The organism is Paenibacillus mendelii (genome assembly GCF_024498075.1).
In the GTDB taxonomy this organism is placed as follows: domain Bacteria; phylum Bacillota; class Bacilli; order Paenibacillales; family Paenibacillaceae; genus Paenibacillus_Z; species Paenibacillus_Z mendelii.
Map to the genome: position 1 here is coordinate 512,939 of NZ_JANHOF010000001.1, position 20,311 is coordinate 533,249.

The 20,311-nt window shown below is 49.6% G+C and carries 18 protein-coding genes; 1 reads left to right on the plus strand and 17 read right to left on the minus strand.

Annotation, left to right across the window (positions count from 1 at the left end):
• Positions 1 to 278: 278 nt before the first annotated feature.
• A complete protein-coding gene (locus tag NNL21_RS02175; protein ID WP_204815810.1) occupies positions 279 to 1,433 on the minus strand; it encodes a DUF3626 domain-containing protein in 1,155 nt (384 codons plus the stop codon).
• Positions 1,434 to 1,591: 158 nt separating this feature from the next.
• The gene (locus NNL21_RS02180; protein WP_204815811.1) at positions 1,592 to 2,128 is read right to left on the minus strand and encodes a hypothetical protein; all 537 of its coding nucleotides are present in this window, start codon (positions 2,126 to 2,128) and stop codon (positions 1,592 to 1,594) included.
• Between the two features lie 156 nt (positions 2,129 to 2,284).
• On the opposite strand from NNL21_RS02180, the gene NNL21_RS02185 reads away from it, so the two are divergent.
• Complete coding sequence (locus NNL21_RS02185) at positions 2,285 to 2,800, plus strand: Crp/Fnr family transcriptional regulator (protein ID WP_204815812.1); 516 nt, start codon at positions 2,285 to 2,287, stop codon at positions 2,798 to 2,800.
• Between the two features lie 33 nt (positions 2,801 to 2,833).
• On the opposite strand, the gene hmpA is transcribed toward NNL21_RS02185, so the two are convergent.
• The 15 genes from hmpA to NNL21_RS02260 form a co-directional block, all read right to left on the minus strand.
• Positions 2,834 to 4,051: an NO-inducible flavohemoprotein gene (gene hmpA, locus NNL21_RS02190; RefSeq protein WP_204815813.1), complete on the minus strand. Its 1,218-nt coding sequence runs from the start codon at positions 4,049 to 4,051 to the stop codon at positions 2,834 to 2,836.
• Between the two features lie 1,180 nt (positions 4,052 to 5,231).
• Positions 5,232 to 5,573, minus strand: coding sequence for a hypothetical protein (locus NNL21_RS02195; RefSeq protein ID WP_204815814.1), 342 nt, complete (start codon positions 5,571 to 5,573; stop codon positions 5,232 to 5,234).
• Between the two features lie 77 nt (positions 5,574 to 5,650).
• A complete protein-coding gene (locus NNL21_RS02200; RefSeq protein WP_204815815.1) occupies positions 5,651 to 6,349 on the minus strand; it encodes a DUF4274 domain-containing protein in 699 nt (232 codons plus the stop codon).
• Positions 6,350 to 6,545: 196 nt separating this feature from the next.
• Positions 6,546 to 7,274: a DUF6081 family protein gene (locus NNL21_RS02205; RefSeq protein ID WP_204815816.1), complete on the minus strand. Its 729-nt coding sequence runs from the start codon at positions 7,272 to 7,274 to the stop codon at positions 6,546 to 6,548.
• Positions 7,275 to 7,338: 64 nt separating this feature from the next.
• Positions 7,339 to 8,256 carry a prenyltransferase gene (locus NNL21_RS02210; RefSeq protein ID WP_204815817.1) on the minus strand — a complete coding sequence of 306 codons (918 nt, stop codon included), beginning with the start codon at positions 8,254 to 8,256 and terminating at the stop codon, positions 7,339 to 7,341.
• A 255-nt stretch (positions 8,257 to 8,511) separates the two neighbouring features.
• Positions 8,512 to 9,891 (minus strand): Glu/Leu/Phe/Val family dehydrogenase, encoded by a 1,380-nt coding sequence (locus tag NNL21_RS02215; protein WP_204815818.1) that lies wholly within the window; start codon positions 9,889 to 9,891, stop codon positions 8,512 to 8,514.
• 215 nt (positions 9,892 to 10,106) lie between these two features.
• Positions 10,107 to 13,235 carry a copper amine oxidase N-terminal domain-containing protein gene (locus NNL21_RS02220; RefSeq protein ID WP_204815819.1) on the minus strand — a complete coding sequence of 1,043 codons (3,129 nt, stop codon included), beginning with the start codon at positions 13,233 to 13,235 and terminating at the stop codon, positions 10,107 to 10,109.
• Positions 13,236 to 13,434: 199 nt separating this feature from the next.
• Positions 13,435 to 14,010: a DUF3267 domain-containing protein gene (locus NNL21_RS02225; protein ID WP_204815820.1), complete on the minus strand. Its 576-nt coding sequence runs from the start codon at positions 14,008 to 14,010 to the stop codon at positions 13,435 to 13,437.
• Between the two features lie 29 nt (positions 14,011 to 14,039).
• Positions 14,040 to 14,333 carry a hypothetical protein gene (locus tag NNL21_RS02230; RefSeq protein ID WP_204815821.1) on the minus strand — a complete coding sequence of 98 codons (294 nt, stop codon included), beginning with the start codon at positions 14,331 to 14,333 and terminating at the stop codon, positions 14,040 to 14,042.
• Positions 14,334 to 14,375: 42 nt separating this feature from the next.
• Entirely contained in the window at positions 14,376 to 15,473 is a 1,098-nt protein-coding gene (locus tag NNL21_RS02235) for an NAD(P)H-dependent flavin oxidoreductase (protein ID WP_204815822.1), read from the minus strand.
• A 216-nt stretch (positions 15,474 to 15,689) separates the two neighbouring features.
• The gene (locus NNL21_RS02240) at positions 15,690 to 16,427 is read right to left on the minus strand and encodes a glycerophosphodiester phosphodiesterase (RefSeq protein ID WP_204815823.1); all 738 of its coding nucleotides are present in this window, start codon (positions 16,425 to 16,427) and stop codon (positions 15,690 to 15,692) included.
• A 24-nt stretch (positions 16,428 to 16,451) separates the two neighbouring features.
• Positions 16,452 to 17,312, minus strand: coding sequence for a carbohydrate ABC transporter permease (locus tag NNL21_RS02245; protein WP_204816732.1), 861 nt, complete (start codon positions 17,310 to 17,312; stop codon positions 16,452 to 16,454).
• A 75-nt stretch (positions 17,313 to 17,387) separates the two neighbouring features.
• Entirely contained in the window at positions 17,388 to 18,260 is an 873-nt protein-coding gene (locus NNL21_RS02250; protein ID WP_204815824.1) for a carbohydrate ABC transporter permease, read from the minus strand.
• 1 nt (position 18,261) lies between these two features.
• Complete coding sequence (locus tag NNL21_RS02255; protein ID WP_204815825.1) at positions 18,262 to 19,332, minus strand: ABC transporter ATP-binding protein; 1,071 nt, start codon at positions 19,330 to 19,332, stop codon at positions 18,262 to 18,264.
• A gap of 44 nt (positions 19,333 to 19,376) precedes the next feature.
• Positions 19,377 to 20,276 (minus strand): HAD family hydrolase, encoded by a 900-nt coding sequence (locus NNL21_RS02260; protein WP_204815826.1) that lies wholly within the window; start codon positions 20,274 to 20,276, stop codon positions 19,377 to 19,379.
• Positions 20,277 to 20,311: the final 35 nt, after the last annotated feature.

Here is a 20,311-nt window from a genome sequence, read left to right on the forward strand (position 1 = left end):
CCTCCTGCCGTCCGGAGGGCTGCAAAGCCGACCTCATTCATTACCTGTTGGTTTTCATTTCGTTTGCAGCCCTATGATTAATAACCCGACTTTATCGATTTTTGACCGTTTGTCTATTATACCTTATTCAGGCAGGGTTTCGTAAACCGTTTCCATGACTGAAAACATGCAGGATTGCGCCAACTGCATCATAATACGGACATACACCGATACGGCTGCTCGCTGCATATTGACAATGTCAAGATTCCGTTCGTATCCAGAAACGAATCGGACTGCTCTTAGATACCGCTATCTTTCTCAGGGATTGTTTTATACTGCCGGTTGTATGGGCCGCCAAACTTAACAAGCACATGCCAAAGCTGTTTCAAATGCTGGAAAGTCTCGCTCTCCGTTCCCCAATCACTCCACTGCTTAGGGTTAGCATGCAGCGAGGCCGCCGCCCTACCTATCGCTGCTGCATCAATCAGGCCGGGAATACCGGTGAATTTCCAATCCTCCAATCGGCGCGCAAGCGGCGGCATTGCGGGGCCACGAAAGTAATCCGGTACGGCATCCGCAGCCAGCTGGAATCCCGAATGCCAGTGAAGCTCGATAGCGCATTGCGTACATAAACGCTGCAGCTGATCACCCGTCATTGTTCCTGCGAACGACGGATCCGCGACAAGCGCTTCTACGTCCTCAGCCAGATCGAGTCGTCCATGGACTTGGGCTTCAATATAATCATTGAGTGCCCGTCCGATTACACCGGTGGATGGTTCTTTGGCTGCATTGGGCCAATCAAGTATCCGCTTTGTGAATGTCTTGATATCTACGTCGTTAGAGCCGAGCGCCTTACGATCCGAATTTATTTCTTCTACTATTGAAGCAAGCAGCGGCTCGAACACATCATTGGTCCCTATGTAGGCCGGACCTATGTGACTGTCGCCAAATGTAAAGGTGCAGCGATCCGACAGCTGCGGGCGCAGCTTGAGATAGCACGAACCAAATCGCGGCGCAGCCCCGTCCGCATAATTCATTATATTGAGCGCACCATACTTCGGTCTCTCATCCAGCCGTACTTCGGGCATTTGGTACGCATTTGCGAAAAGCAGCTTCTCCCAATTGTCACGGTCACCGCCTGGATACGCCGTGCGGCTGCCGCTTGTAACCTGGGTTTCAAATTGGCTTCGGTAGATTCCATCCTGCAGAAGACCTTCCACGACCGTGATTCCATGCGGCAGAACCCGATCGGGATGAAAATTGACGGTTACGGGTGCATACGTGCAGATACAGGTTAAGATGGCCGTTATCCATGTTGGCGCAGGCATTCCGCTTCTGTTAACAATACTTTCTATCCTCTGGCGACTGTCATCCTGCATAAGCTTCGCGGCATCCCTTACATGCCGAAGCGCCAGCCGCTGCGCAGCCATTAAGATATTCCTTTCCTCCGTCATGTGGATGCATTCCTCTCCTTTGGAATCTGCCGTTCCAGCAGTCTATTCCAGTTCATATTTATGCTCAAGTTTACTGGCCCAGCAACTAAAAAAACCGCCCTCACAGGCGGTTTCGTCATTAGAATGGGGCTCTTGACAACCTGGTTGCCGCTTCAGCTTCATTCCTTGCGCTCATCCATCGACTGGACGAACTCATGCGGGTGCTGACGAATATACCGGGCAAGCCGAGCAATGGTTATGGGAGCAGCTTGTTGAAGCCTGATGTATAACGAGCTGAACGTGTTGAATAATTCCGAATCATACTCCAGATCCTTGGCCGTGTGATTGAACCGTTCCAAGCTTTCCGGGTAATTTCTTATTGAGAGCTCCCGCTCAATGTCATGTAGGAGCACTGTCGCTTCTTGATCCGTAAGATGGAGCATTCCGGCTTTCAGTGACGACCACTTAACAGGTTGAGCGTAGAAATAAGCACTCCACCAATATAAGTCTTCGATTGACTGACTTACGTGATCGTAATAGACCCGAAATATAAACAACATTTGCTGTCCGCCCGAAAGACCTTCATAAAACGTGCCTTCGTCTCCGCCTTGAACGCGTAATTCCTTGAAGCCTGCAATAAGGGGATTAAAGCACGCCGACCCTAGGGCCATGTCATCAAGCTCTTCAAATTGATGACGCATAATATTTACCATCAACTACACAATCACTCCTTCAACATGATTATATGGGAATTTACGGTATAGTCAATCCTTTATCCATTCCTCAACCTGGTTTGCTATAATAAAAATAAAACCGCAAGCCCACTGATTATCAGGGACTTGCGGTTATTGGGATTAGGAGGCCAAGCCAACATGATATTGCATAAGGGCGAGACTTTATTTCGCCAAGGCGAATCTGGTCCCCTCTTCCATCTGAAGAGCGGTCTATTAAAGATCATGCGCATTCATAAAGACGGCACAGCTATTCTTGTCAATATTATTACGCCGGACGAGGTCATACCCCATCATTCCTTGATTAGTCCGCATCCCTATTACGGCACTGCGATTGCGCTCATGACGAGCGAAATTGAGATTCTGCCTGCCGCTGAATATTATCAGCAGCTGGAGAGAGATCCACACAAATGCCGTCATATCGCCTTGGTTCTTCAAGAGAAGCTTCGCATGATGCAGCAGCGTATTGACCAGTTGTCGGAGGTTGCACCTGCAGAGAAGCTTCGTAAGCTGCAAGCTTGGTTCCAAACCTATATAGCGCCGGCAACCTTAACCGAAGTTCTCACACAAGACGAGATCGGGCAATTTATCGGACTTCGTCGAGAGACCGTGAACCGGCTGCTTCGCGCTCAGAAGGCGGCTTCGGATACCCGATAGCCGCTCCGTTGCCGCTAATAGCTAATGAGCCGTCTACTCCAAACTACCGGCTGGACCGAAGAATTCATAATGAATATCTGCGGCGGCAATGCCCCATGTTTGCAAAGCGCGGTTCATAGCCTTCATGAATGGAACCGGTCCGCAGAAATAGAAGCTCGCTTCCGTCGTCGGGACCTTGCTCTGCAGCCATTCCAGATCGATATAACCTTCTTTGTGGAACGTCTGGTTAGTCCTGTCCTGTTCCGTAGGCTGATTGTAAACCCAATAGGCCGACACCTGCGGATTCTTCCGGGCAAGCTCCTCCACATGCTCCTTCATGGCGTGAACATTCCCATTCTGAGCGGCATGGATGAAGGTCACCTGACGATCCGGCGCCGTCTCTGCCAATGTGTTGAGCATACTGATCATCGGGGTTAAACCAACACCGCCGCTAATGAGTACAACGGGGCGGGTATCCTTCTGGTTGAGCGTAAAGTCCCCTGCCGGTGCCGATAACCATAGAACATCGCCTGGTTTGACCTGTTCATGCAAGTATACGGATACCTTCCCTGCTGTGCGATTCAGATCGCCGGATTCTTCCTTCACCGAGATCCGATAATAGGGTTTTCCCGGGGCATCGGAGAGGCTGTATTGCCGGATATGGGTATTGCGCTCTCCGGGAATATCCATCTTCACACTAACGTACTGTCCCGGCTCGAACCCTGCCAATGCTTGACCGTCCTGTGGAACGAGATAGAATGAAGTGATGACATCACTTTCCTTGATTTTCTTCGCAATATGGAATGCCCGATAACCCGCCCAGCCTCCGGCCTGCCGTTCGGCCTGCTCATACATCTCCGCCTCTACACCGATGAAAGCATCCGCTATGACGCCATATGCTTCCGCCCAAGCCTGTAGGATTTCCTCTGTAGCCGCATCGCCCAATACTTCCTTAATCGCAGCAAGCAAATTTTCGCCGACGATCGGATAATGCTCCGGGAGAACACCAAGACTTCTGTGCTTGTGGGCAATTTGTTTGACGACTGGCAGAATTGCTTCCAGCTTGTCGATATTCACAGCCGCGGCATAAACCGCATTCGCGAGAGCCGTCTGCTGTCTTCCTTGCTTTTGATTAGCATGGTTAAATATATTCAATAATTCAGGATGATTCGTGAACAGCCTTTCGTAAAAACGCTTCGTGATGGCCGTTCCATGAACCTCCAACACCGGAACCGTGGACTTAATGATATCAATCGTATTCTTATTGAGCATGATCGTTCCCCTCTTTCGTTTATACTTGGCATGAATCAAGTATAAACCATGCTGCCCTGCTGCTCGTGTGATTGCAATCACACGAAAAATCAACGATTTGTGACTATTGAATAATCGCTTATGTCGACTCTTCTGGTAAATCGACGATCCAACGCATGAGCTGTGCCACAATTCGGCTTTACATTAACATTCGCAAAACATACGGTTACGATACTTACTGCACATCGTGCAGATCGAAACGGGCGGCGTGGCGATATCGTTTGGCAGTCAACCGTTCCAGCTAGTTAGACAGAACAGCTGAAGTGCTGAAGTGCCGATGATAGCACCTCTTGTCCATACCAACAACTCCGCCGCGGCCCATCCCGACTGTCAGCCCCACCTTCTACTGCTGTAACGCCAAAAACGGTCTTACAACTCGCATCCCACCGCCACGGCACGGCTGTAACGCCGTTTTTTACCCTCACAGCGCCGATTCTGACTGTCAGCCTCCACTTTCTGCGACTGTAACGCCAGAAAACGGTCTTACAACTCGCATTCCACCGCCGCGGCACGCTGTAACGCCGTTTTCTACCCTTACAGCGCCGATTCCGACTGTCAGCCTTCACTTTCTACTTCTGTAACGCCAGAAAACGGTCTTACAACTCGCATCCCACCGTCGCGGCACGGCTGTAACGCCGTTTTCTACCCTTACAGCGCCGATTCCGACTGTCAGCCTTCACTTTCTACTTCTGTAACGCCAGAAAACGGTCTTACAACTTGCATTCCTCTGCCGCGGCACGGCTGTAACGCCGTTTTCTACCCTTACAGCATCCATCCCAACTGTCAGCTTCCACTTTCTATTACTGTAACGCCAGAAAACGGTCTTACGTCTCGCATCCCACCGCCGCGGCAACGCTGTAACGCCGTTTTTACCCTCACAGCGCCGATTCCAACTGTCAGCCTCCACTTTCTATTACTGTAACGCCAGAAAACGGTCTTACAACTCGCATCCCACCGCCGCGGCACGCTGTAACGCCGTTTTCTCCCCTTACAACGCCCTTCCCGTGTTACTACCCCTGCCGTTTTCCACCGTTACAGCGCGCGTGGAGCCAGTACCGTCGAATCTCCACCAGCCGTCTGAACGACCATCTTAACCCACAATCACAGCTTGAACTCCTGCTTTAAATCCGCATAGAAACGCTCAAGGATACTCTTGCTTATGATGAAGGAACACTTCAACCTTGCCTTTGTAAAAATAAAGTCGAACAAGATAGCCTGAAGCGCCCAGACAATCCATTTCCCACATCCATTCGGACTCTTGATCTATCAAGGGGAACACAAATGAATCGCGCGCACCGTTCAATAAATCTGCCATTAATTCAACGAATTCCCTCTTGTTCTTAAACAAGAAGGAATCCTTCAGTTCCAGGCGTTCTATCCCGGCACCACGATTCGATGATTGTATGAAACATACCTCGATCGTATTTGTTCTTTGCCTGTGTAGAATCAGCTTAGTTCCGCCATCCGTATTCAATACAACCATCGCAGCTATTCCTTTTGTACAAATAGTCAACTCGGGTGCTGTCATCACCGCGAGGCACGCAACTCTGGATCCTTACTCTACTTCGATTCTCCAATCCGGGGAAACCTCGCCTGAATAACATCAATCAACTGGATGTATTTGCGCTCTTCCTCCGTGACATTCTCTTTCTGCTGCCAGTAGTCACCCTCCAGCAAATCATACATCTCATAAGCCGTAATTTCTTTGCATTCTGGATGACGAATTACAATCTGCAGCGGCTTAATATCATCATCCCAGTTAAAATGCAGCACAAAGGCATGTAAAAGTTCGGGTGTATTCAATAAAGGCAGCAGCGCCATGCGCTCCTCTTGATCCGAATAGATGACCTCCTCGACCAAGTCCTTCTCCGCTCGAGTCAGGGTCAAACGCAGCGAGCCTTCGGTTGCGAGCATTTTGTCCGCCATGGCAGGATAATGCCGGGCAATGAACCAATGGGTATGCGTAATGCCCTTTGGATGATTAAACTCAACACCGCGCGAGAGGAGAAGATCGACAGCACCCGAATTCCCGAACTTGATTGCCTTCCGCAGCACGGTAAGGCCGAGCTTATCTTGCAGCTCCGGATTCGCGCCATGCTCCAACAAGGCGGCAAATAGCTCAATTGGTGCTCTCTGGGTAATGACATAATGCAGCGGCGTTCTGCCAAGAGCGTCTTGTGCGTTGATGTCATGACCTTGATCAATAGCAGCAGTAAGTTCATCTAAGGAGTTGTTTTTGATGGCTTCAAATAGAGACATTAGCAAGTTCCTCCCCCTAAGCTGTCTGATTATGAATCTCTGATTTCAAGCTGCATCTGCCAGTGCCTAAAAACTGGCTAATTATCCGTACATTCCAGATGTATCGTGAACAGCCGGCCATTAGGATCATCATATGAAAAAAAGGCCGCAGCTTATGCGACCTCAATCATGACAACGGTCCTGCGGAGTAAACTTATTACTCCGTGTATGTCACCGTTACGGGAGACCATTCCCCGATCACAGTCTGTCCATGAACAGACACGCTACCTTCGGGCGTCAGATCCTTCTCCGTCATGATGCCGAGCGCAATGGTGAACCGGTTAAATTTAATTGGAACGCCCTTCTCACGACGCACTTCCTCTCCATTAACGAAGAAGACGACCTCATCGTTCCCTCTGTTGTAGGTAATCTTATAGGTATTGAATTCTCTTGCCTTGAAATTCGTATCTTCCTTAAAGACGCAGAAATAACGCGTTTTGTCCGACGGCGGTACTTGTACGCCGGGGAATGGCAGGACCGCGTATACACTGGCATACTTATCGTTGCCGGCAAAGAAATCAAGCGCGGCTCCCGTCGAGAAATCGAGTAAATTCAACGATACGTACCCGTCGTACAAATCCCCCGGCGCTGTATTCTGCGAACGCGCCCTAATTTGCAGCTCGAAGCTCACTTCACCCGCTTCGGGCACCTCTACTTGCTCAACCGAGTAATACATATGCTTCGCGTTGTCGAGAATTTGGACTTTATCATGAGATCTGCTTAGTGGAGCCCGTACATATAGAATGCCATTGCGGACGATTACGACCGCATCCGGCTCGCGGTAAGACCAGAATGTGCCGTCCTGCAGCGGGAATCCGCCGATTTTCCAAACATCTTCCTCGGACAAAATCGTATGAAAATCACCAAAGACCTGTTGTTTCTCCATGATACGCCACCTCTTCATTGTTGCTATCATAATGTATTCGTGATATAGATGAATCGGATATTTATTAAAGCAGTCCGTGCACCAGCAAAGCGATCCCCATCAATCCACCGCAGCGGACCGATGCTTTCAGCGATGCTCCCATCAAAGGAAGGTACGCTCGTGAGTCATTCTCGGCACCAAGCGTTCCGTACACGCGAAACAGCGGTATGATGGTAATGATTGCAATCAACGCATACCAGGGCAGAACTTGCAGCAGCACACATGCGATAAGCGATACATAGGCCAATATGGCCAGCATTCTCGAGAAAACAAGCGATTTGCGTTCTCCCCATACGACAACGAGTGTTTTCTTCCCAGCCTGCCGATCAGCCTGCCAGTGAAGGAAATGGTGATTGAACAGAACAAGCGTCGTGAGCAGCCCGACTGGGAGCGACAGCATCAGAGGGCGATATCCAAACAGCTCGACCTGCACATAATACGTGCCAATAACAGGCAAAATACCAAAGGAAAGCAGAATGGCAAGTTCACTATAGCCTTTCCCGCGATATCCAAACTTAAGCGGTGGTGCGACATAGAAGTAGGCAATTAATCCGCCCAACGCTCCAAATACCAAGGCCCACCAACCGCTCGCCAAGCTGACTGCGATTCCGCTGACAAGGGCAATAAAGAACATCAACCATGTCATGAGCCCGAAGGTTCGTTCTGACATAATCCCATTAGCCAAGAAACCGGAATTGGTCGAGATAGCGGCGGCTGTTTCTTTCGCAGCTACATCCACTCCGCTCCGGTAATCCCAGAGATCATTAATCATGTTCGAGAATAAGTGAGCCGCTCCGGCGCCAAGCAGCGTTATGAGAAAGAGCACAGGATGAAAGGTACCGTTCCACGCGAATGCTCCCAAACCGCCCAGAACGACGGGGATGAACATGACAGGCAGCACTCGAAACCGGGAGGCTTTCATCCACAGCTTCAGCTTGTCCATGAATGCATTCCTCCTTCCGAATAGATTGTGAAAAAAATTACATCATCATCTATCTTATTATAAAGCAATCCGTCCATGTCCGGGAATATATATTTAATGGTTTCGACGAATTTCGACTGTCAGTTATGGAAGGATTCCACGGTTTATTCACATTTGGAACATCATAAAGCCTCCAGTATGCACCGATACTGGAGGCTTCTCTACAGATATTATCTCTCAAGCGAGTTCATACATCCTTGGACCACATCCCCGATATCAATACAATTTCCCTTGAATATACAGATTGGTCGACAGCTTCATCACCGCATGATTATAGCAAATTTGACGCAGAGACCTGGCACTTTCGAAATAGGAGGGATAGACGGCATCCATGGTTGCTTGCATCTTGGCTTGTAAGAGCTGGAACACTTGGTCTTCCGTATAGAACTGCGTTTCCCGACCTTGCATCCATTCAAAATAAGAGACGATCACGCCGCCCGCATTAGCCAGAATATCCGGAATGACAATGCTGCCTTTATTCTGCATGATTTGATCCGCTTCACCGGACACCGGTGCATTCGCACCCTCCACGATGATCCGCGCTTGGATTCGATCGACATTATCGATGCGAATCTGGTCCTCCAGCGCGGCTAAGACCAGAACGTCCACATTCAAATAGAGAATATCTTCCCTGCCCAGAATACGGGCATTCACCCCAGCCTCGGAGAGTCCCTCCAGAGTCGTAGGCAGATCGCCATTATGATTGTTGGCATACGTAATAAGCGCGGGGATGTTGAGCCCTTCTGAATGGAATAACGTAATATTGCGGTCGCTGACGGCTACAACCTTATTCGTAAGATACTTACAGCTGAATGCTTCCAGAGCTACAACCGATCCCACATTCCCAAAGCCTTGAACGGCCATCGTTAACGGACGGTTCGCATAGCCTAGTGCCGTATGTGCGAAGGCATTACTACTCACCAATAATCCCTGTTGATTTTGACTGATGAAATCGTGAATCAGATAACGGAAGGTCAAATATACCCCCTTACCCGTCGCTTCCCTTCTTCCCAATGAACCGCCATTGATTACGCTCTTGCCTGTGAAGCTGCCGCGGTACGGCTTGCCGGGGTTAATGCTTTTATACTCCGCCATCATCCAGTCCATCTCGCGCTGGCCTGTTCCTACATCTGGTGCAGGAATGTCCTTGTCGGGACCCAGAATATCGCTGAAATATTGGACATATTTCTTACAGATCAAATACAACTCCCGTGCGGAATAGTTGCGCGGGTTAATAGCCACCCCGCCTTTGCCGCCGCCAAAAGGAACCTCATGCAGCGCATTCTTCAAGGTCATCAACGCGGCTAAATTAACGACCTCCTCTTCATTGACGGATTCGTGGAAGCGAATGCCTCCCTTATAAGGTCCCAACGTATCATTATGCTGTGTGCGAAAAGCTGGAATTCGTACAACCTCGCCACTGTCGAGTGGGATGCGCAGGAACGACTTGTGAATTTTATTGGGCGTCGAGAGAATAGAAGCTAAGGAGTGAAAGGCTTTAATTCTAGCCTCCTCCTGCAAATTCGGCAGGAAAGCAGGATCATCGAGCAAGTTGTGCAAGGAATTTTCAATAATAACACTGGTCTGGTTCGCCATATGTACAATCACCTCTGTAAATTATTAGTTGTCCATACATCCACCCACTCTTACAGTATAACCATACCGGTCATTCACAAAGCAAGCGGGATATGAACGGCAGCTGAACTATTCAGAAATACCGGTCTTTTCTTACAGCTGGGCATAAAAAAGAGGAATTTGTTGTACCAGAGACCGCTGGCATAACAAATTCCTCTAATCCATTATACGTTCTATTAACTCTGAGCCGGTGGTTCCTGCGTATTAGATGGTGCAAGAGGCGCCGTTTCGAGCAAGGTCACTACTGGTGCTGAGGAGGAGAGCTTATTCGCAGTTGCCCTAGTTCCGTCTGCAACAGACAGCACGTATACTCTGTACTCTACGTTATAAGCGATTGGAGCTCCGTTCACATCAACAGCCGCACTCGATAGATTGATTTGTCTTGCTGATTTAGCAACTTGTGTATAGTTGCGTTGGTTGTAATAGTTCGTTGCTTCTGCCTCCGATAAACCGTTAGCCGGCTGCGGCACAAGCAGTACGGCGTAATGTGCGATTCCGTTCTCATCCGAATTGGTGAAGGTAACATTCACACCAGTCGTTGTTCCGATCTGGTTCGCTGTCACATTCTGCACCTCAGGAGCAGGAATTGCTGCCGGTGCAGCTAAAGTGAATGAATTCGACGAAGCACTAGAGAGCGCGTTGTAACTGGAACCGTTGAGCGCTACAGCGAGTACGAATACACGATAGGAGAAACCTGCTCCTCTAACGAGCGTATTGCCTTCCCAATCTTTCAGATTCGAAGTCAAGCGCTGGTTAAAGTCGCTCCCATTCTTCGGCACCAATAAGGAATTGCCGTTGGCAACGGCTCTATTGGCATCAGTTAAACCAAACGAACTCGATATGCCCGAAGGAACGAGAATGACACGATATTCCTTCACAGCAGCTTCTGTTGCCGACCTGGTGAAGTACAAATGAACGTCACTAGCATCCCCATTGGTACCCATCAAGGTCGGTGTTACATTCGTTACTGCCGCAACAGTGGAATTATTCTTCAGCGTAATTTCTGGCGATGCTGCCGACAGGGCATTGGTTCCGGAATAATTCCCACCCCAGACGGACAATACGAAGACACGGTATTTCTCGTCGTTCTTGATCTGTGCTCCGTTCACATCTCTCGACGCGGAATTCAATTGTTGAGTAAGGTTTCCACCTGTTTTACCTACCCAGGTGTAGTAGGCAGGATTCGTGATCGCATTCGCGGTCTCCAATTTGAAGCTGCCGGCGTTGGCCGATTTAACGACGAATATGCGGTAATGATTAATATTGTTCTCATTTACAGCTTTGTTAAAGGTTACCTGTAAATCCCGGCCATCGTTATAATCACTCACATCACTGACGCCTAGATTCGTAACAGCGGATATGCTATTTTTGTTGGTCAATGTGATGTCAGGGGAGGATGCAGACAGTGCGTTACTTCCCGTATAGGTACCTCCGCCTACTGACATGACGAACACACGATAACTTACGCCTTCTTGGATCAGTGCGCCATTGACATCACGTGCTCCGTTTGACAGCGGTTTGATTAAGTTACTACCATCCTTGTAGAAGGTCGTATAGTTATTCGAATTCGTAATGGCATTTGCCGTTGCGAGACTAAAGCTTCCCGCGTTCCCGGATTTCACGACGAATATGCGATAGTTACTAATATTCGTTTCATCTGCAGCTTTGGTGAAGGACACCCACATATCTTGACCATTATTAAAATCCGACATATCGGTGACAGCAACGTTTGATACGGGGCTAACACCATTAGTGGACAGGGTTAGGCTGGATGAAGCGGTTGACAGCAGATTCGGAATAGAGGCATTGCTGGTGACAACACCCATGACGAATACGCGGTACGCGACTCCACTCGTAACGGTATTCCCCTTCACATCTTTCATGCCTGAAGGCAAGTTTACAATGCGGTTACTGCCGTTCTTCGACACATCATAATAGCGGCCTGAAGATACTTTGTTTGCCTCGGTGACATTGAAGCTTCCATAGTCGCCTGCTCTAACAACGAAGATCCGGTACGTGCTGATACGCGATTCATCCGATGATTTGTTGAAGCTGACCTGCACATCACGGCCATCGCCATAGTTACTGACATCCGCTACCTTCGTGATGACAGGTGCCTGTGTAGAAGTACCCAGTGTAACTTGAGCGGAAGCGGCCGACAAGCTGTTCATCGACGCGACCTGTCTGTCGCTTACGGACAGAACATACGCCGTATATGCTACGCCGTTCTTGATCAGTTCACCCGATGTGTCTCTGGAGGTCGAGCTGAATACGGAAGTCAGCGTGCTGTTATTATTTTTGGAAACGGCATTGTAATAAGCGCTTGTTACGGCATTCGCAGTGGTCAGATCGAACCTGGACGCATCCTTGCTCTTCACGATCATCACGCGATAGCCCGAGATGTTATTGTCATTCGAGGCTTTGGTGAAGCTAACCGAGAGATCGCGGCCATCACCGTAATCGTTAATATCGGAAATTTTCACATTCGATGCTGCATTAACGGTCGGATTGCTCAATGTCACCGTTGGAGATGAATCCGAGAGCGCGTAGCTGTCTTTGCCCACCGTCAAGATGAATACTCTGTAGGCTTGGTTGATCGTCAGCAAGGCTCCATCCACATCGCGTGCTTGAGAAGAAAGTGCTGTGCTTTGATTCGCATTGTTAGTCGAGACAACGGTGTAATTGGCTGATCCAACGAGCTGGGCCTTGGCCAGATTGAAGGAGGACGCGTTGCCTGCTTTAGTAACTAGAATCCGGTAATGATTCACGTTCGACTGATCAGACGGAGGAGCGAAGTTAACGTACAGGTCACGTCCGTCACCGTACAGATTGCCTGCAGCTGCACTCACATATTGTGCCGCGGCAACATCTTTCGAACGTGAGGTTGTAATAATGACGCTGCGAGAACTTGGATCCCACAAGACATCCTCGCCGAGCGATTCACTTACGAATCGGGTCGGCACCATGGTACGTCCATTGATCGCTCGTGCCGGAGCATCAAGGGTAACCTTCTGATTGTTAATCGTTGCTGTTGTGGCGCCAAGTTTCATGACTACCGTAATGTCTCCCTTGGTGGCAGTCACGGTCTGTGCCTTCTGGTTCCAGTCAACACTCGCGTTCAGTGCTTCGAAGATCCCGCGCAAAGGTACGAATGTACGTCCGCCAATCGCGACCGGCGCTTGATCGGTGACAAGAATTTCCCCATCAATGTAGATTTTTATTGCTGAAGCAGCGTGTGCCTGAGGTAGAAGAAAAACAGTAAACATCATGACAAACGCGATAAGTGTGGCTAGTGTCTTTTTCAATAGGTTCATCCTCCATTTTATTTTCACTTGAACATCTCGGATTCTGATACTTTGACGTAAAATGGGGCACAAATGTTTCTCAGATAATGCTAAATTTATAAATATATTTTTGCAGCTGAATGAACGCAAACAAAAAGGAGGCAGCGGTTCTATCCGCCACCTCCCATCCACGACTTGATAAGTCACTTAATGAATCTAATTATGGATTCCAGGCTGCATCCGATCCGCCTGAAACGTCCACAATCTCACACCCAAGTTTACTTGGATGATCCTTCACCATCGTATAATGGGGCAGCTTCCTGAGCACCCATAGCATCAATAGATCTCCATAGGAAGCGAGGAGCATGATAACCCCGAGAAGATAGACAAGCTTGACGTCCGCCATTAGTCCGATAACCACGGGGACTATGCCATACACAACAGGCAGCAATCCGACCATTCGATAGACTTGAACACCAACCGCTACCCGGCAATGAACATATGGAGTTAGCGATTTCCAGAGTACCCCAACCTTCACGTCTTTCCACGGCACCTTGCCAATATACACATATCCTAACGCATGGGTAAGCTCGTGCAGATAAGCAAGCACTAGAATCGAGAGCAGAAAGATGGCCATTTGCCCAACATCAAATCGCAGACGCAAGCTGCCATTATCGATCAGCCCCCAACCGTTGACAACTTCATACAGGACATAGAATACAGGAACGGAAAAGGCACATAGTAGAATAATGAGTGTGTAAGCTATGCCCTTATGTATGGTTATATCGTGATTCACAGGATTGCCTTCTTTCTTAAACGCGGAATTTACGCCCCAGGATCCAGAGGATCGAAGACGACGATAACCGGCATGGATTTCGAAGCGACTTCGAAGGCATACGATTGATGATCCTTATCGGTGTACCTTACCATATAGCTCCCGAACTGCGGCGAGAATTCAATCTGATCATATTTTAAATCTTTCTCGTTATATTTGAATGTCACATATACGAAGCTCGTAAATCGCGCTGTCGCTTGCTGCACAATGGTAAATTGGTTCGCTATCAAGACTAAAGCGATAAATGCGATCAGCAGGATGGATGTTCTTCTATACTTGACCATCTCCCTTCACTCCCGACCCAGAAACACCCGTAAATAAACGCTTCAGATTGTCTTACCTGACACAAGAAGCCCAGCTTCCTCCACGATCGCCCTTATGATTTCATCCGCAGTTTCATCGACATGATTCAGCTGCGCAGCACCTTGCCCTGCCCAAAGAGACATATAATCGGCTGCTGACAACCTTCCTGCCGCAGCACGAATCTCCCGTGTTAACTGGTTATGCAGCGGATATGGTAGAGGAGATAGATTCCTCTCCGCAAATGTGCGGGTCATGCGATTGGCGATTCCTCGAGCCGGACGGCCCGAGAATGCCCGCGTAAGCGTCAGGTCCGTCTCCTTGGCATTCCATACACTCTTCTTATAAATGGGATGGGCCAGGCTTTCGGTGCATGCCAAGAATCGCGTTCCCAGCTGTACACCGTCTGCGCCAAGCAGCAGTGCAGCCGCTAATCCGCGCCCGTTCATGATTCCTCCCGCGGCTATAATCGGAATATGAGGCAGCGCCTCACACAGCAGGGACACGAGGGGCAGCGTGCCGATAACCGCACCGTCCTCGCCGGGCTTCAGGGCAATCGTCCCCCGGTGCCCCCCTGCTTCACCGCCTTGCGCAACAATTGCATCGACACCTTCTGCTTCTAGCAAGCGCGCTTCTTCCAGGGTGGTAGCCATTCCGATCAGCTTCATGCCCGCTGATTTCGCCGCAGCCCCATACTTGCCGGGCAAGGAGAAGGCGACGCTGAACACGGGCACCTGTTCATCAAGAAGAACGTTAAAGCAGCCGTCAAGCGGCTCTTCATCGTCCGGAATGGAGCCGTCCCACGAATTAAGCCCGACCTCGGAGCGCATCAGATTGACCCATTCGATTAACGCCGGAGACGCAGCCAGCGGCCGTTCAGGGGGATCATACACGAGCATATTCACGCTGAACGGCCGCTGTGTTCGTGTCTTAATCTCCCGAATCGCCTGGCGCAGCGCATCTTTACTCATATAGGCCGCACCCAAAGTTCCCAATCCTCCTGCTTCCGACACGGCCGCAACCAAGGAAGGCGAAGTGATCCCTCCCGCCATCCCTGCTTGTATGATAGGTGCATGTATACCTAAAGTTTCGCACAATCGAGTGCGCATCTGAATGTGCTTCATCGTACCCTCCTTGTTCAACCGTAACCGCGGTTTGGCAAATCATTTATGATTTGAGCTTGCATGGGATATGGCAACTATTTAAGCATACTTGTATCTATTGCGCAAACATAGTGACCTGAGTAAGCTAGATACGTCATGGACTGGTTACGGCCACATACCATGCATACATGCCAAAAAACCGCGCAGCGCGCGGCTCATGAATGTCCTATCCTTTGGCTATACCGACACATCGCTCCGGATGAGTTTCAATAAACGATCCGGGTAATTCGTCGTGATTCTGGCCTCGGGATAGCGATGCAGGATTTCTGCCAATGCTGCCGGATCATCCACCGTCCATACGCCGATGTCAATGCCATGCGCATTCATCTGTTCCATTAATTCCATCGTGACATAAGCATGATGAATGGACACGCTCTTTGCCCCCGTATATTGCAGCTGTTCTACCAGAAGCGTTGGTTTGCCCAGGAAGATAAGACCGGTCGTGAAGGCAGGGTCGATTTCGTTGACCTTCTTCATCGATTCATGATCGAATGAGGACAGAACCACCTGATCCTTCATATCGTAACGAAGGATCAGATCGATCACCTTCTGCTCGATACCCTCGTACATATGCAAGGCCTTCTTTAACTCCACTGCAAGCTTACAGCGGCCTTTCGTCAGTTGAAGAACCTCCTCCAGAGAAGGAATCTTCTCATTGGAGAATTGCGGTGCGAACCAGCTTCCCGCATCCAAGCTTTGCAGCTCTTCATAGGTTAAGGATTGGACGAAGCCTGTACCGTTCGTCGTGCGGTCGAGCGTATGGTCATGGATGACAACAGGAATGCCGTCTTTGGATAGATGCACATCAAACTCGATGCAGGCAATGCCGGGTTCCGTTAACGCCAGCTTGAATGCGGCTATTGTGTTCTCCGGTGCGGCTCCCGACCATCCGCGGTGTGCGACGATATACGTCATTTCACATCTTCCCTTCGATAGTTATTATTTAACGCCGTTGTATACGAAAGCACGAATAATTTGCCGCTGTGAGAAGAAGAACACAATGAGGATTGGCGCGACCAAGATGAGGTTGCCGGCCATGAGGATATTCCATGTGGCAACGCCTTCGACTTCTCTGATCTTAGCAATGCCCAAGGGCAGCGTTCGCGCTGTCTCGTTCGTCGTCATGACGAGCGGCCAGAAGTAATCGTTCCAGTGGGCAATAAAGCTGAATAGGGTGAAGGTAACCAATACCGGCTTCACGAGCGGTACCATCACTCTCGCAATGATCTTCCATTCGCTCGCCTGATCTAGCCTCGCCGCTTCGATAAGCTCCTCGGAAATTTGCATGAAAGCCTGTCTGAGAAGAAAGATCCCGAAGGCGCTGGACGCAAACGGAAGAATAAGACCCAGATGTGTATTCAGCAGCTTCAATGCGCTCAGCTCCAGATAGACGGGCAGAAATATGAGCTGTGCGGGAATCATTAAGGTGACCATGACAACACCGAATAACAGCTTGGACCCTGCGAATTGATAACGCGCGAAGGCATACGCCGCTGGGATAATCGTGGCCATCTGCAGAATGAGAATGCCGACTGCAATGATCACGCTGTTCGTGAAGTATTTCAGGAAAGGACCTGTATTCCAAGCATCGATGTAATTGTGCCAAACCGGATTGCTTGGAATCCATTCAGGCGGAAAGATCATCGTTTCCGGCATCGTCTTCAGGGAAGTCGATATCATCCAGACGAATGGTAAAGCAAAGATCAACACCAAGGCGAGCAAGCAGATCACGTTCGCCGCTTGAAGGATAACGTTGACCGCTGTCTTCCATGCCGCTTGTTTCTTGCGTACAACCGTCATAGAACCGCCGATGACGGCCCCTTTTGCTGGGATACCGACGGTTTCGTTTGCTGCTTTCAAGAGATATCCCCCTTCCTACCGGTAATGGACGCGCTTCGACAGAAGCTTGAAGTAGATGATGGTCAATATGCCAACGATGCCCAGCAATATGACGCCGGCCGCGGATGCGTAACCGATTTTGAAGAAACGGAAGCCGTATTCGTAAATGTAATAAACAAGCGTATTGGTCGAATTAATCGGACCTCCCTGCGTCATGATCGCAATCGTCTCGAAGACTTGGAAGGAGCCGATCATATTGATGATGACAAGGAAGAAAATCGTCGGCGACAGCATTGGCAGCATAAGCTTCATGAAGGTCGTCCATGGCTTGGATTCATCGAGCGCGGCAGCTTCATAGATATCCTTCGGAATGCTCTGCAGGCCGGCGATGAATACAAGCGTGTTGTACCCGACCCCTTTCCACACGGCAACAATCACCAAGGAAACAAGCGATGTGCTCGGGTGGGACAACCACTCCAGCTTGCCGAATCCGAGCAGCCCGATGGCCCAATTAAGCAAGCCGTACTCGGGATCCATCAGCCAGCTCCACAGCAGGGAGATGGACACCAAGGAGATGATATGCGGACTGAAGATCGCTCCCTGCACGAAAGCATGGAACACGCCCTTCCTATTCAGCCAGAGAGCGAGCATAAGAGCAAGACCCGTCGTTAATGTAACCGTCAATAGTGTATAAATCGTCGTATTGGACAGCACCTGACGAAAATCGGCATCCAGCAGAAGCTCCTTAAAATTTTGCAGACCAACGAAGGTCTTGGTCGGGCTGACGAAATTCCAGTCGAACATGCTCAGATAGATCATGTAAAAGATCGGATAAATAAAGAACATGGAGAAGATGATGATCGATGGAGCAACCATGCTGTAGGGTCGCAGCTTTTCCCATACCGTCATCTCACAATCCCCCGGCGCTTACAAGCTGCTGCGAACGAATATAGACCTCGCGAATTCGTTCTCCGTCCGATTGAAAATAATAAAGATGCTCGTATGGGATTACAACGCTCACACGGGATGTTTTCACTAAAGACTCTAAAAAGGTTTTCACGAAGAACACGCCGCTTCCCGTTTTAATTTGATAAATATTCTCTGCACCCAAGCTTTCACTGGTGATGATTTCACCTTCCAGACAATAACCCTCCGTGTTCTTGTTGACTCCAATCAACGCTTGCTCCGGCCGAAATCCTACGAAGCCGACTCGATCGGCTGCTTCGAGCTCTAAGCCTTGAACATCACGGATGTTCATCACATTCATCGCCGGAGTGCCGATAAACTGGGCGGTAAACAAATTCACCGGATCGTGATACAGCTTGAGCGGAGAGTCCGCTTGCTGGATCATCCCTTTATCCATAACGACGATTTCATCGCCCATGGACATCGCTTCCATCTGATCATGGGTCACATAGACAAAGGTCGTCCCTAGCCTTTTGTGAAGCTGAATGAGCTCGGTGCGCATCTGATTCCGCAGCTTCGCATCCAGATTGGACAACGGTTCATCCAGAATAAATACCTTCGGCTTCTTCACCATGGCACGGGCGAGGGCAACCCGCTGCCGTTGTCCGCCCGACAAGTTCTGCGGCTTCTTATCCAGATGCGGTGTCAGGCCGACGATCTCCGAAATATCGCTTATGAGCGTTTGCCGCTCCTGCTTTCCGATTCCTTTATTCTTGAGGCCGAATTCAATATTGCCGCGAACTGTCATCGTTGGATACAAGGCATAGTTCTGGAACACCATCGCTACTTCCCGCTGGCCGGGGGCCGTATCGTTCACGCACCTGCCGCCGATCCAGATTTCGCCGCCGCTCTGCTTCTCCAGTCCGGCAATCATGCGCAAGGTCGTTGATTTCCCGCAGCCCGACGGACCGACAAGTACCGTGAACGATCCATCCTTAATAGTCAAATTCAAATCCTCGATTACGACATCATCCTTGAATTTCTTGCTTACATGCTTAAGCTCGATCTGCGCCATTTGCTGATCCTCCTTAAAGTTTTGTGAAGCTCAGCTTCCTCAAGTTACTTCGCAGCAAAATTAGCTTCGGAAGTATATTCAACTGGTGAAGTCACAGCATTTCGTTTGACCTGTTGAATGCTGAGCAGCAGCATCTCTAATTCCTCAAGCGTCGTTAATCTCAGATCCCATGTCTCGGTATCCACACTCTTGTACGGGGAGATAAAACAGGTTCGGCCTCCCAGCCGCTTCACGGGATGCAGGTCGTTCCACGTGTTGTCCCCGATGGACAATATTTCATGCGGCTGGTAACCCTGCTGAATCAGAGATTCCATATAACGTGCAATGCCGTCAGGCTTCTCCGCGCCGCAATGGACTTCATCGAATACGTGGTGAATCTGCATGTAATGGAGGAATTCCAGACCGGATTCCAGGTACGTGTTTGTCATGACGACTTTTCGCTCAACCGCATCCAGCTCTTCGAGTGCTTGGAACAGCTCGCTGCGGAACGGGAAGCGATACGGCTCGCATATCATTTCCTTGCGCACCCGCTGGAAAGCCTGTTTCAATTTCTGTTCAGGGATGCGGTATTTATGAGCAATAACTGCTGCAATGCACCATGGATCGCCGATATGGATCAGATCTGACATGGATTCATGAGAAAGCCTGCCATCCAGATCCGCCAATGCAGCGCCTTCCCAAGACAAGCCATGGACGAATGCGCCGTCCTGACGAACCAGGACCATGTCGTCCTGCATGTGATAGAAATGCCCGAATTGAAACGGATGCACCCCCGATCGAATAGCTTTGCCGACATGGACCGCGGCATCCGCTTCAAGCTCGTGATCCGTTTCCTCCAGCAAATAACGAATGTAGCGCTCCATGTACGTATCTTCCTGGTACAACGTGCCGTCCATATCGAATACAATTACTTTAATGGCCGACAGCCATTGTTCGCTCATCATGATGCACCTCTCCTCCTGCTATACCTTGATGAGAG

Bases quoted from the DNA above. Each gene is read 5' to 3' on its own strand.
- NNL21_RS02175 (WP_204815810.1), bottom strand. From the start codon at position 1,433: ATGACGGAGGAAAGGAATATCTTAATGGCTGCGCAGCGGCTGGCGCTT.
- NNL21_RS02185 (WP_204815812.1), top strand. From the start codon at position 2,285: ATGATATTGCATAAGGGCGAGACTTTATTTCGCCAAGGCGAATCTGGT.
- hmpA (WP_204815813.1), bottom strand. From the start codon at position 4,051: ATGCTCAATAAGAATACGATTGATATCATTAAGTCCACGGTTCCGGTG.
- NNL21_RS02195 (WP_204815814.1), bottom strand. From the start codon at position 5,573: ATGGTTGTATTGAATACGGATGGCGGAACTAAGCTGATTCTACACAGG.
- NNL21_RS02200 (WP_204815815.1), bottom strand. From the start codon at position 6,349: ATGTCTCTATTTGAAGCCATCAAAAACAACTCCTTAGATGAACTTACT.
- NNL21_RS02205 (WP_204815816.1), bottom strand. From the start codon at position 7,274: ATGGAGAAACAACAGGTCTTTGGTGATTTTCATACGATTTTGTCCGAG.
- NNL21_RS02210 (WP_204815817.1), bottom strand. From the start codon at position 8,256: ATGGACAAGCTGAAGCTGTGGATGAAAGCCTCCCGGTTTCGAGTGCTG.
- NNL21_RS02215 (WP_204815818.1), bottom strand. From the start codon at position 9,891: ATGGCGAACCAGACCAGTGTTATTATTGAAAATTCCTTGCACAACTTG.
- NNL21_RS02230 (WP_204815821.1), bottom strand. From the start codon at position 14,333: ATGGTCAAGTATAGAAGAACATCCATCCTGCTGATCGCATTTATCGCT.
- NNL21_RS02235 (WP_204815822.1), bottom strand. From the start codon at position 15,473: ATGAAGCACATTCAGATGCGCACTCGATTGTGCGAAACTTTAGGTATA.
- NNL21_RS02240 (WP_204815823.1), bottom strand. From the start codon at position 16,427: ATGACGTATATCGTCGCACACCGCGGATGGTCGGGAGCCGCACCGGAG.
- NNL21_RS02245 (WP_204816732.1), bottom strand. From the start codon at position 17,312: ATGACGGTTGTACGCAAGAAACAAGCGGCATGGAAGACAGCGGTCAAC.
- NNL21_RS02250 (WP_204815824.1), bottom strand. From the start codon at position 18,260: ATGACGGTATGGGAAAAGCTGCGACCCTACAGCATGGTTGCTCCATCG.
- NNL21_RS02255 (WP_204815825.1), bottom strand. From the start codon at position 19,332: ATGGCGCAGATCGAGCTTAAGCATGTAAGCAAGAAATTCAAGGATGAT.
- NNL21_RS02260 (WP_204815826.1), bottom strand. From the start codon at position 20,276: ATGATGAGCGAACAATGGCTGTCGGCCATTAAAGTAATTGTATTCGAT.